Consider the following 12,266-nt stretch of genomic DNA (forward strand, 5'->3'; position numbering starts at 1 on the left):
CTTCTCGTTCGTGCCTGTCAGCTGCAGCCGAGGCGCTGCTGCATCGAGGTCATGGCCTCGATCTCGAAGGTCTGACCCTTCTTCATGTTCTCGGCGACCGTCTTCACGCGCGCGTCGGTGCCGAGCTCGAGGACGGCCTCGGCCATCGGGATCGCGCCCTCGTGGTGGCGGATCATGAGCGAGAGGAACATGCAGTCCGCGGTCTTGCCCGTCGCGCTGTGCAGGGCGGCCAGCTCGTCGTCCGAAGCCATGCCCATCGCCTCGCGGACCTGCTCGTCGGTCTGCGGCGCGTCCGAGGCCGTTCCATGGGCGTGACCGGAACCGGATGCCGACATCCACGCCATCGGTGCGTCGCCGTACTGCGGGAGCCCCCACTGGACGAGCCAGTCGAGCATCTCGCCGCGCTGGGACGACTGTCCCGTCGCGATGTCGTACGAGAGGGCCCGGAGCTCCTCGTCGTCCGTCTCCGCGTAGATCGTCATCGCCATGTCGACCGCCTGCGCGTGGTGCACCTGCATGTCACGGGCGAAGCCGGCGTCCGCGGAGCCTTCGGCGGGCGTGGATCCGGCGATCCCGAAGGTCGAGAAGCGGCCGATCGAGAACGCGACCGCGGCGACGGCGAGGCCGACCAGCAGCACCACCCACCACGGCGGGAGGGTGCGCGGGGTGCCCGGCTCGTCGCCGACGGTCTCGGTCGTCACTGCTTGCCGGGGGCGTCCAGGGCGCCCGTGCACGCTGCGCCGGGCTCGGGACCGTTGGTGTTGCGCCAGTAGGCCTTGACGAACTCGCCGATGCGCTCGTCGTCGGGGGAGTCGACTTTCAGCTGCGCGTTCCACGCGCTGACGGCGATCGGGGTGTCCATGCCCTCGTAGGGGGAGAGGACCGTGTAGTCCTTGGGCAGCTGCGCATCGAGCGCCGCGACGCCCGCCTCGTCGACCCGGGCCGGGTCGTAGGTGATCCAGATGGCGCCGTGCTCGAGGGCGTGGACCGCGTTCTCGTTCGGCACCGGCTGCGTGTACACGCCGCAGTTGAGCCAGACGGCGTTGTGGTCGCCGCCGGCCGGCGGGGTCTGCTCGTAATCGACGGCGCCCTCGACGTGGGTGGCCGTGTGATCGAAGGTCTGCACGCCGCGGATGCCGCTGCCGTCACCATCTCCCCGGGCGATCGACACGGGGCGAGGTGTCAGGAGGAACGAGGCCACGACGAGACCCACCACGAGGACCGCGGCGGTGGACCCGACGATCCACCAGGTGGCCTTGGTGCGGCGGCGCTTGGCGAGCTGACGCTGGTACTCGGCGAGTTTCTGCTGCTTCTGCTGCTCGCGCTGCTGCTTGACGGTCAGGTTCAGCTGGGCCTGCGTCGCGGGGTTGCCGCTCGTCCGCTTTCCGGCAGGGTCGTTCGGGGTCATGGGAGTGGCCTCGTCGGTCGGGGTGGGGAGGGCGCGGGCGCGCCGGTTCGAGTTTATTCGCCTGCATCTGCGGAGGCCCTGGATGGGCGTCGTTCATAGGTTCCCGTGACCCTGCGACCGTCCACTGCCGCGAGCGCAAGGGGCAGGTTCGTCGGCGGGATGTCGGCCAGGATGAGCCCATGACGAGAGTGCCCACGCATGAACACGAGATCGGCATCGGCCTGCGCCTGGCCGTCATCGGCGCGATCCTCCTCGTGGTCGCCCTCGCGACCGGCATCGCGGTCGAATCGACCGATTCGGAGCTGATCGACCTGGATGCGTGGTGGAACACGTACGTGACGACGTTCCTGCCCGGCATCCGTCCGATCTCCTTCCTCATGAACATCCTCGGAGCAGGAGTCGTCGGGACCTACGTCGTCCCGCTCGTCGGCGCCGCGCTGCTCGCGCTGGCACGCCGGCCGTGGGGTGCCGTGTTCTTCCTCGCGGCATCGATCGTCGGCGCCCTCGTCGTGCAGCTGCTGAAGGGGCTGTTCGGGCGGGTGCGCCCCGAGGAGATGCTCGTCATCTCGGATCACGGGTCGTTCCCGTCGGGGCACACGGCGAATGCCGCCGTGATCGCGACGGTCGCCGTCATCCTCTTCCCCCGCGTGTGGGTCGCGGTCGTGGGCCTCGCCTGGGCGTTGCTGATGGCCTTCAGTCGGACCCAGGTGCACGCGCACTGGCTCACGGACACACTCGGTGGGACCGTGCTCGGAGTCGCCACGACGATGCTCGTCGCCGCCGCCCTGACGATTCCCATCGTCAGGGAGCGCGAGCGACGCCTCTCGCTAGGCTGACGACATGAGCGCCGATGAAGCCGCCGCCGAACTCGCCCGCCTCGAAGCGGAAGCCGCTGCCGCCGCGGCGGAACTGAAACTCGCGCGCGCGCAGGCCGCCCTCGCGGCCGCCCGTGCCGCGGCGGTGACGACGGATGCCGCTCCCGCCGAGCCCGCGTCTGCCGAGCCCGCTGCGGCGGAGCCACCCGCCGAGCCCGCGTCTGCCGAGCCCGCGGCGGCGGAATCCGCTCAGCCCGCTGCGGCCCCTCCCGCCGGGGGCCCGCTGGACGACGGCGAGGTCGCCCGCATCGCCCAGGGGTACACCTTCGACGAGGCGACCCTCGACCTCGGGGCCCTCGTGAACGGTGCCCCCCTCCCGGACGCGCAGATCCGCATCCCGCTCGCCATGACCAACCGGCACGGCCTCGTCGCGGGTGCCACCGGCACGGGTAAGACCCGCACGCTCCAGGGATTGGCCGAGCAGCTCGCGGCGAAGGGGGTGCCCGTCTTCGCCGCCGACATCAAGGGCGACCTCACCGGCGTGGCGACGGCGGGGGAGCCGAACCCCAAGCTGCTGGCCCGCACGGAGGCGATCGGGCAGGCATGGGAACCGGCGGCATCCGTCACGGAGTACTTCGCCCTCGGCGGCATCGGCACCGGGGTCCCCGTGCGGGCGACCGTCACCGGGTTCGGTCCGCTGCTGCTCAGCCGGGTCCTGGGGCTCAACGAGACGCAGGAGTCGAGTCTCGGCCTCGTCTTCCACTACGCCGACGCCCACGGCCTGCCGCTCGTCGACCTCTCTGACCTCCGGGCGGTGCTCACCTACCTGACGAGCGACGAGGGCAAGCCCGAGCTGAAGGACCTCGGCGGCCTGTCGCCCGCGACAGCGGGCGTGATCCTCCGCGAACTCATCACCTTCGCCGACGGCGGCGCGGACGTCTTCTTCGGCGAACCGGAGTTCGACGTGCACGACTTCCTGCGGACGGCACCCGACGGGCGGGGTGTCATCTCTCTCCTCGAGGTGCCGGGGATCGCCGACAAGCCCGAACTGTTCTCGACCTTCCTCATGTACCTGCTGGCGGAGCTCTTCGAGATCCTCCCCGAGGTGGGGGATGCCGACAAGCCCAAGCTGGTGTTCTTCTTCGACGAGGCGCACCTGCTCTTCCGCGACGCGTCGAAGGCGTTCACCGCCGCCATCGTGCAGACCGTGCGGCTCATCCGTTCGAAGGGCGTCGGCGTCTTCTTCGTGACGCAGACCCCCAAGGATGTGCCGGCGGACGTGCTCGGTCAGCTCGGCTCGCGCATCCAGCACGCGCTCCGTGCCTTCACGCCCGATGATGCGAAGGCCCTCCGCGCGACGGTGAGTACGTACCCGACCTCGGGATACGACCTCGAACGCGTCCTGCAGGAGCTCGGAACGGGCGAAGCGATCGTCACGGTCATGAACGAGAAGGGCGCCCCCACCCCGGTCGCGTGGACGCGCCTGCGCGCCCCCCAGGGCCTCATGTCCCCGACGCCCGCGGCGGCCGTGCAGGCCGTCGTCGCCGCGTCGCCGCTCCTCGCGACCTACGGGACTCCCGTCGACCGCGAGTCCGCGCGCGAGATCCTCGGCGCCAAGATGGCCGCCGCCGATGCCGCGGCGGATGCGGCGAAGGCGGCGACCGAGAAGGCCAAGGCCGACGCGGAGTACGCGAAGCAGAAGGCCGCAGCCGACAAGGCGCAGCAGAAGGCCGAGCGCGATGCCCAGCGGGAGTACGAGCGGATCCTCCGGACCACCGGCGGCAGCACCCGGACGAGCCGCACGCGCGAGGCATCCCCTCTCGAGGAGATCCTCGGGTCGAAGACGACCCAGTCGATCATCGGCAGCGTCATCCGCGGGGTGTTCGGGAACGGACGCCGGCGATGACCGCGGCGGGAGGCATCCGTCCGTTCCGTCCCGGCGATGAGCCGGCGCTCTCGGAGATCTGCCTGCGGACCGCGGATGCCGGGAGCGATGCCACCGGGATCTTCGAGGACGACGCGATCTGGGGCCACATCTGGGCGCTGCCCTACGCGGAACGCCACCCGGACCTCGTCTTCGTGGTCGAGGACGGGAACGGGACGCCGGTGGGATACGTCGTGGCGACCGACGATACGGACGGGTTCGAGGAGTGGTTCCGGACGCAGTGGTGGCCGCGGTTCGCGAACCGCTGGCCGAAGCCCGAGGCCGAGGTCACGCGTCAGGACGGCACGCTGCTCTACGCGTACGGCCGCGGCGAGAAGCCCGAGCGGTACGCGGCCGACTTCCCCGCCCACCTGCACATCGACCTGCTGCCGCAGGCGCAGGGGCAGGGGGCAGGGCGCCGACTCATCGAGACACTCTTCGCCGCCTTGCGGGAACGGGGCGTCGCCGGTCTCCACCTCGTCGCCTCGGCGGAGAACACCGGCGCGATGGCGTTCTACACCCGTCTGGGCTTCGCGGCGCTGCCGTCATCGCCGGGGTCGAGCGCGTACGGCATGCGGCTATGACCGGTGGACGGGGATCGGCATCGTCGACGTGTCGATGAGCGGGTCCTCGTCCTGACGAGCGACGACCTCGACGGCTTCTTCGCGCGTCTCGACGGTGGGAACGGATCCCAGCAACGGACGCTTGGCGGTCTCCTTCATCGACAGCAGGGCGACGCCGCCGAGCGCGGCGAAGAACATGATGTAGAACGCCGGCATGAAGGTGTTGCCGGTCAGATCGATGAGCGCCTGACTGAACAGCGGCGTCGTGCCGCCGAACAGGGAGACCGAGACGTTGTAGGCGATCGCCATGGCGCCGAACCGCGACGCCGTCGGGAAGAGTGCAGGCAGTGTCGACGCCGAAACGGCGACGTAGAACGCCACAGGGATGGCGACCATTCCGAGGGCGATGAACACAGCCCATTCCTGACCGATCTGCATGACCGCGAAGGCCGGGATCATGAGGACGATCGTCGAGCCGGCCGCGATCATGTACACCGGTCGACGCCCGATGCGGTCGCTCAGCCGGCCGATGAACGGCAGGCACGCCGACATGACCAGGAGCACGGGCACGGTGGCGACAGCGGCGCCCAGGTTGGAGATCCCCACCTCCTTCTCGAGGTAGGTCGGCATGTAGCTGGTGAGCGCGTAGCCTGCGGTGTTCGTCGCTGCCACGATCGCGATGCCGATGAGCACCTCACGCCAGTGGTGACGGAGGATGCCGACGATGCCATGGCGTGCCAGAGGATCATCGCGATCCGGCTCCTCGTCGGTTCCGGCGGTGTTCTCGTAGGCGGGGGTCTCGGGGATCTTGAGGCGGAACCAGATCGCCACGATGCCGAGCGGGATTGCGACGAGGAACGGGATGCGCCACCCGAAGTCCGTCATCGCGGTCTCACCCCAGACCGACTCGGTGATGATCGTCGTGAGAGCGACGACGGAGGCACCGGCGGCGAAGCCGACGTACGAGCCGAGATCGAGCCACGACGACCAGAAACCTCGCCGCTTGTCGGGCGAGAACTCCGCGACGTAGGTGGTCGCGCCCGCGTATTCGCCACCGGTGGAGAAGCCCTGGATCATCTTCAAGACATAGAGCGGGATGATCGCCCAGAGCCCGATCTGAGCGCTCGTGGGCAGCACGCCGATGAGAGCGGTTGCCAGAGCCATCATCGCCATGGTGAAGAACAGGACCTTCTGGCGTCCGATGCGATCGCCGAGCGGACCGAGAACGAGCCCGCCGATAGGGCGGACCAGGAACGAGATCGCGAACCCGAAGAGGGTGGCCAGCAGACCCCATGGTTCGGGGAGGTCTGCCGTGAACACCGCGGTGATCGTCACGGCGAGGTAGCCGTAGATCCCGAAGTCGAACCACTCCATGAAGTTGCCGACGACGGTGCCGCCGATCGCTGTCCGGACGCGCTTGGTGTCGACCACGACGACGTCGTCGACGCCCAGCCGCGGAGGTGGCGCGGAGCGGGTCAGTGCTTCGGAGGACGGGGGTACCGAGGGGCGAGATGACCTGGCCATCTCTCCACGGTACGTAGTCGATCGGACCCTCGCATCCCGGGGCGTGTCTCTTGACAAACACGACGGGCTGAGCAGGGCCCGACCCCCGTCGGGACCGGTCTATCGTGGCGGCATGAGTGAGCTCTCCGCCCCCACCGGCCGTGAACCGGCCCTCGTCGCACGGCCTCGACCGGATGGTTCCGCGCCGCGCGCACTCGTCCTCGGAGCCACCGGATACCTCGGCGGGCGGCTCGTCCCACGGCTTCTGTCGGCGGGGTACCGGGTGCGCGTCCTCGTCCGCACCCCGGCGCGACTCGCGGCGTTCGTGTGGGGGAGCCAGGTCGAGGTCGTGGAAGGTGCTGCCGAGGACGCGGATGCCGTGACCCGGGCGGTCGACGACGTCGACGTGCTCTACTACCTCGTCCACTCGATGGGCGGGGGCGACGACTTCGAGACGAAGGACCTGCGCGCGGCGGAGACGGTCGCCGACGCGGCGGCCGAGGCATCCGTCGGTCGGATCGTGTACCTCGGCGGGCTGCACCCGGCGGGTGTGACGCTGAGTCCTCACCTGCGTTCGCGGGTCGAGGTGGGCGAGACGCTGCTGCACAGCGGGGCGCCGACGCTCGTCCTCCAGGCCGGTGTCGTCATCGGATCGGGGTCGGCCTCGTTCGAGATGGTCCGTCACCTGACCGACGTGCTGCCGTACATGCCGGCGCCGAAGTGGGTGCGCAACCGCATCCAGCCGATCGCCGTCCGCGACGTCCTGCACTACCTGCTCGCTGCGGCCCACGTGGATCCGGAGGTCAATCGGGCGGTCGACATCGGCGGCCCCGACGTACTGCGCTACGGCCAGATGATGAACGGGTACGCGGTCGAAGCCGGGCTCCGCCAACGCGCGATCGCGGCGCTGCCGGTGCTGACTCCCGGACTCGCCTCGCACTGGGTGAACCTCGTGACGCCCGTGCCGCGGGCGATCGCCCGCCCGCTGATCGCCTCGTTGCAGAACGAGTGCATCATGGACGACCACTCCGTCGACGACCTGCTGCCGCGTCCCGAGGGCGGCTTGACGCCGTACCGCGAGTCCGTGCGGCTGGCCCTCCGCAAGGTCGAAGCCGACGCCGTCGAGACCAGCTGGCAGGACGCCGAGGTCTCCTCCGTGCCGAGCGACCCGCTGCCCAGCGACCCCGAGTGGGCGGGCCGGCTCGTCTTCACCGACGAGCAGTCCGCGACGACGTCGGCGAGCCCCGAGCAGCTGTGGCGCGTCATCGTCGGGATCGGCGGGGAGAACGGCTGGTACTCGTCGCCGTTCCTCTGGGCGGTCCGCGGCTGGATGGATCGCCTTGTCGGCGGTGTCGGCCTGCAGCGCGGTCGCCGCAGCCGCGGCAAGGTCGCCGCCGGCGACGCGATCGACTTCTGGCGCGTCGAAGCCGTCGAGGAGGGCCGCCTGCTGCGCCTGCGCGCCGAGATGAAGGTGCCCGGGCTCGCCTGGCTCGAGCTGCGCGCGAAGCCCGAGGGCTCCGGATCGCGGTACGAGCAGCGGGCCGTCTTCTTCCCGACCGGGCTCGCCGGCCGGCTGTACTGGTTCGCCGTCCTGCCCTTCCACGGGTTCATCTTCAAGGGCATGGCGAACCGCATCGCGGCGGCGGCGGAGCGCGAGGCCCCGACGACCTGAACCACGGCGCGCTGAGGTTCAGGCGGGCGTCAGTCGTCCGCCCGCGACGCGCACGGTGCGATCGACGAGGGATGCGGGGACCCCGGCGTGCGAGATCAGCACGACCGCGTGCGACCCGTCGACGGCGCCCAGCAGATCGGTCAGGAGCGCGTCGGCGGCGGCCGGATCGACCCCTGCCGTCGGCTCGTCGAGGATGAGCACGGGGAACCCGCGGAGCAACGCCCGCGCCAGGGAGATGCGCTGGGCCTGCCCGCCCGAGACGAGGGCGCCGCGCTCGCCGACCCGCGCGCCCAGCCCCCCGCGGGCGCGGAGCCAGTCGCCGAGCCCGACCCGTTCCAGCACGGCTTCGAGCTCCGCGTCGGTCGCGGTGTCGCGAGCGAAGAGGAGGTTCTGCCGGATGTCCTCGTCGAAGAGCATCGGATGCTGCTCGCACAGTCCCACGGTCAGGCGCAGGTCGTCGGGCGCGATCTCGTCGACCGAGCGTCCGCCGATGGAGTACTCGCCGGTGACGGCGAGGAACCTCACGAGGGCGTGAGCGAGCGTCGACTTGCCGGCGCCGCTCGCACCCACGATGTGCAGGCGCTCGCCGGGGTGCACGTCGAGGTCGACCCCGGTCAGCGCAGGCGCCGCGGCGCCCGGCCAGCGCACGTCGACGCCGCGCAGCCGGAGCCCGTCGCCGAGTGATGGAGCCTCGCCGGTCGGAGTCCCTTCTGCCGGGATCTCGCTCGGGACTTCTTCGGGCACGACGCCGGCGACACGGGATGCCGCGGCCCGCACCTGCCGCCAGGCGGACGCGGCGAGGGGGACGCCCGTGAAGACCTCGAACACCGCCATCGGCACGAGGATGGCGACGCCGAGCGCGGGGCCCGAGAGACCACCGGGCGCGACGGCCGGGGCGGCCACGAGAAGGGCGGCGACCATCGCGGCGCCCGCGGCGAGGGAGACGAGGGCGGCCGTCCCCGCCTGTGCGCCCGCCCGACGGAGAACGGCACGGCGGAGGGCGGCATCCGCGTCCTGAACGGCGGCGCGCGAGGCGGACTCCGCACCGAAGGAGACGAGGACGTCGAGCCGCGAGAGGTGATCGAGGACCGCGTCGCGCAGTCGCGCACGGAGCGGGGCGATCGATCGCTCCGCCCGCGCCCCCGCCACCCAGCCCCACGCGAGGGCGGCGACCGCGGCGCCGAGGAGGCAGGCGAGCAGGGTGAGGGCGGCCGGCCACCACACGAGTGCGACCAGGAGCACCGATCCGATCGCCACCGTGGCCGACGAGACGAGCGGGAGGATCACGCGGAGCGACAGGTTCTGCAGTTCGTCGACGTCGTCGACGAGGGCCGCAGAGGCGTCGCCGCGCGATGACGAGGCGAGTCCCGCGGGGGCGTGGGGGAGCAGCCGCCGCACCAGATCGGTCCGCGTCCGGGCGAGCTGCCGGAGGACGGCGTCGTGACTGGACAGGCGCTCGGTGTAGCGGAAGAACGCGCGGGAGAGGGCGAAAGCGCGGACACCGACGACGGCCATCGTGACGTACATGACGAGCGGTTGCTCCGAGGCCCGGACGATGAGCCACGCGCTGACGGCGAGGAGCGCGACGGCCGACGCTTCGGACAGGAACCCGGATGCGAGTGCGGGCCAGAATCTCCGCGGTGTCGGGACCGCGTCGCGGAGGACGTCACGCATGGTCGTCATGCGGTGACCTCCGCACCGCTCAGGCGCACGACGCGATCGGCGATGCCCCGGGCGCTCTCTCGGTGCGAGACCAGGACGATCAGGGCCCCGGCATCCGCCACCTGACGCAGGGAACGCCACAGGTGCGCCTCGGCGTCGGCATCGAGGGCCGCGGACGGCTCGTCGAGGGCGAGCACGGGAGCGTGGCCGCGGAGGTGCCGGGCGAGGGCGCGGGCGACGGCGACGCGCTGCGCCTGCCCGCCCGACAGCCCCGCGCCCTGCACGCCCAGCATCCGGGCGGGGTCAAGGGCGCCGAGGCCCACGAGCGCCAGGGCTTCGCGGACCGTCCGTTCCGGCATGTCGTCGTCGCCGAGGCGGATGTTCTCCGCGACCGTGCCCGCGGCGAGACCGGCGCGCTGTCCCGCCCATCCGAGCCAGGCCGACGGCGCGAGCGAGCTCGCCGCGACGCCGTCGAACTCGATGCGTCCGGTCGCGGGGGCGAAGCCGAGGAGCGCGTGGAGCAGGCTCGATTTGCCGGCACCGCTCGGCCCTTCGATCAGGACGATCTCGCCCGAGCGCGCGTCCAGGGTCACGGGCGGCAGATCGCGCACACGCACGTCCCGCACGCGCAGCACGTGGTCCGTCCCGGTCGGCGCGGGTGCCGGCGCGATGTCTGCGGATGCCGCGGCGGCATCATCGAGCACAGCGAAGACGTCCCGCGTGGCCGCTACCCCCTCGCTCGCGGCGTGGAACTGCACGCCGACCTGACGGAGGGGCAGGAACGCCTCCGGTGCGAGGAGGAGGACGAACAGGCCGACGCTCAGGGTGAGGGAGCCGTCGATCAGGCGGAACCCGATCGCGACCGCGACGATCGCAACGGAGATCGAGGCGAGGAACTCCAGTGCGAAGCCCGAGAGGAACGAGACTCGGAGCACCGTCATCGTCTCGCGGCGGTAGTCGTCCGTCACTCGCTCGATCGCGTCGGCGGCGCGACGCTGACGGCCGAAGACGGTGAGCGTCGACAGTCCTTGCACCGTCTCGGAGAACCGGGTCGCGAGCCGGGTCAGTGTCTCCCACTGGCGGCGCTGCACGGAGCGCGTCGCCAGGCCGATCAGGATCATGAAGATCGGGATGAGGGGAAGGGTGAGGAGGACCGTGAGGCCCGAGATCGCGTCGGCCGACCACATCGCCGCGACGAGGATCGGCGTCGCGATCACGGTCTGCACGAGCTGGGGCAGATAGCGCCCGACGTACGGTTCGAGGGCGTCGAGTCCGCGCCCCGCCACGAGGGCGAGGTGCGACGTGCTGCGCGACGCCGTCCACTCCGGGCCGAGCTGCGCGACGCCGTCGAGCACGGCCGCGCGCAGCTGCGACTCGACGCGCGCCGACGCGCGCGCGGCGACGCGTTCACGGATCAGCGCGAGCACCGAGCGGGCGACGACGATGCCCGCGAGGGCGAGAAGGGTCCCGGCCAGGTCGGCCCCGGCGATCGCATCGACGATCGCTCGGGTCGTGAAGAAGGCGAAGCCGACGATGACCGCCGTCTGCAGGAGGGACAGAAGGGCGATGACGACGAAGAACGATCGGGATGCCGCGGCGTACCGCCACAGGCGGGGGTCCACCGGCGGCTGCCGCGGCTCGGTCTCGTCAGGCATGGCTCGATCCTCCCGCGGGCTCAGTGAGCAGCCGCGGCATCCGCCTTCTCGATCTGCACCCGCGAGATGCGCTTGCGGAACACCCAGTAGGTCCAGGCCTGGTAGGCGAGGATGCCGGGCAGGAAGATGACCGCCGCCCAGGTCATGACGCCGAGCGTGTAGTCGGTGCTCGAGGCGTTCTCGATCGTGAGCGAGTTCGCCGGATCGGTGGAGGACGGCATGACGTAGGGGAACAGGGCAAACCACAGCATCAGGACGGCGCCGACGATCGTGACCGCTCCGAGGGCGAACGCCCACCCGTCGCGGCGACGGAGGTTCGCGACGGCCGACCCGAGCAGCGCGAGCGCGGCGGCGACGCCGCATCCGATCACCGCCGCCAGTGCCGGTGCCTCGCGATCCATCGCGATGACCGTGGTCCAGACGACGGTCGCGGCGGCGAACGCGATCGTCGGGAGGGCGACGCGACGTGCCAGGCGGTGCGCTTCCTCCTTGACCGTGCCGTCGGCCTTCAGTCCCACGAAGTACAGCCCGTGGAGGAAGAAGAGGAGGAGCGTGGTCGCCCCGACGCACAGTGCGTAGGGGTTCAGGAGCGTCAGAAGCGAGCCCGTGACGTTCTTGTCGGCGTCGATCGGGACGCCCTGCACGATGTTGCCGAACGCGACGCCCCACAGAAGCGCCGGGATCACGGAGCCGATCACGATCATCCGGTCGAAGCCGCGCTTCCACGCGAGTCCTTCGCGCTGGTGTCGGTATTCGAACGAGACGCCGCGCAGGATGAGGGCGAGCAGGATGAGCAGCAGCGGCAGGTAGAACCCGCTGAACAGGGTGGCGTACCACTCCGGGAACGCGGCGAACAGGCAGGCTCCGGCGACGATGACCCAGGTCTCGTTGAGGTCCCACACGGGACCGATCGTGTTGATGACCTGGCGCCGCGACACCTCATCTCGGCCGAGGAACGGCAGGCTCATCCCGACGCCGAAGTCGAACCCGTCGAGGACGAAGTAGCCGACGAAGAAGACACCGACGATGAAGAACCAGAGGTAGGCGAGATCCATGGCGTGCTC

10 protein-coding genes are annotated in these 12,266 nt (G+C 70.9%); 4 read left to right on the top strand and 6 right to left on the bottom strand.

Going from position 1 to position 12,266, the window contains the following annotated elements; all coding sequences use genetic code 11:
* Positions 1–17: 17 nt before the first annotated feature.
* Complete coding sequence (locus tag Q9S78_RS05485; RefSeq protein WP_311859180.1) at positions 18–701, bottom strand: DUF305 domain-containing protein; 684 nt, start codon at positions 699–701, stop codon at positions 18–20.
* A complete protein-coding gene (locus Q9S78_RS05490; protein ID WP_311869354.1) occupies positions 698–1,408 on the bottom strand; it encodes a thioredoxin-like domain-containing protein in 711 nt (236 codons plus the stop codon). The genes Q9S78_RS05485 and Q9S78_RS05490 overlap by 4 nt, the downstream gene beginning before the upstream one ends.
* Before the next feature lie 179 nt (positions 1,409–1,587).
* On the opposite strand from Q9S78_RS05490, the gene Q9S78_RS05495 reads away from it, so the two are divergent.
* The 3 genes from Q9S78_RS05495 to Q9S78_RS05505 are packed head-to-tail and all read left to right on the top strand — an operon-like array spanning position 1,588 to position 4,731.
* Positions 1,588–2,244 (top strand): phosphatase PAP2 family protein, encoded by a 657-nt coding sequence (locus tag Q9S78_RS05495; RefSeq protein ID WP_311869356.1) that lies wholly within the window; start codon positions 1,588–1,590, stop codon positions 2,242–2,244.
* Positions 2,245–2,248: 4 nt separating this feature from the next.
* Positions 2,249–4,129, top strand: a complete 1,881-nt coding sequence (locus tag Q9S78_RS05500) for a helicase HerA-like domain-containing protein (protein ID WP_311869359.1) — start codon at positions 2,249–2,251, stop codon at positions 4,127–4,129.
* The gene (locus tag Q9S78_RS05505; RefSeq protein WP_018186988.1) at positions 4,126–4,731 is read left to right on the top strand and encodes a GNAT family N-acetyltransferase; all 606 of its coding nucleotides are present in this window, start codon (positions 4,126–4,128) and stop codon (positions 4,729–4,731) included. The genes Q9S78_RS05500 and Q9S78_RS05505 overlap by 4 nt, the downstream gene beginning before the upstream one ends.
* Here Q9S78_RS05505 and Q9S78_RS05510 read toward each other — a convergent pair.
* On the bottom strand, positions 4,726–6,234 hold the full coding sequence (locus Q9S78_RS05510) for an MFS transporter (protein ID WP_311859186.1): 1,509 nt from the start codon (positions 6,232–6,234) through the stop codon (positions 4,726–4,728). The two genes, Q9S78_RS05505 and Q9S78_RS05510, sit on opposite strands and share 6 nt — an antisense overlap.
* A gap of 112 nt (positions 6,235–6,346) precedes the next feature.
* Here Q9S78_RS05510 and Q9S78_RS05515 point away from each other — a divergent pair, with 112 nt between their 5' ends.
* On the top strand, positions 6,347–7,885 hold the full coding sequence (locus Q9S78_RS05515) for an SDR family oxidoreductase (RefSeq protein ID WP_311859187.1): 1,539 nt from the start codon (positions 6,347–6,349) through the stop codon (positions 7,883–7,885).
* An 18-nt stretch (positions 7,886–7,903) separates the two neighbouring features.
* On the opposite strand, the gene cydC is transcribed toward Q9S78_RS05515, so the two are convergent.
* From cydC to cydB, 3 genes are read right to left on the bottom strand one after another with little or no spacing between them, the layout of a single operon-like run.
* A complete protein-coding gene (cydC, locus tag Q9S78_RS05520; RefSeq protein WP_311869362.1) occupies positions 7,904–9,568 on the bottom strand; it encodes a thiol reductant ABC exporter subunit CydC in 1,665 nt (554 codons plus the stop codon).
* Positions 9,565–11,202 (bottom strand): thiol reductant ABC exporter subunit CydD, encoded by a 1,638-nt coding sequence (gene cydD / locus Q9S78_RS05525; RefSeq protein WP_311859193.1) that lies wholly within the window; start codon positions 11,200–11,202, stop codon positions 9,565–9,567. The genes cydC and cydD overlap by 4 nt, the downstream gene beginning before the upstream one ends.
* Before the next feature lie 20 nt (positions 11,203–11,222).
* Positions 11,223–12,257 carry a cytochrome d ubiquinol oxidase subunit II gene (gene cydB, locus Q9S78_RS05530; RefSeq protein ID WP_020098147.1) on the bottom strand — a complete coding sequence of 345 codons (1,035 nt, stop codon included), beginning with the start codon at positions 12,255–12,257 and terminating at the stop codon, positions 11,223–11,225.
* Between the last annotated feature and the right edge of the window lie 9 nt (positions 12,258–12,266).

The sequence above is a fragment of the Microbacterium aquilitoris genome (assembly GCF_031932285.1).
In the GTDB taxonomy this organism is placed as follows: Bacteria; Actinomycetota; Actinomycetes; order Actinomycetales; family Microbacteriaceae; genus Microbacterium; species Microbacterium aquilitoris.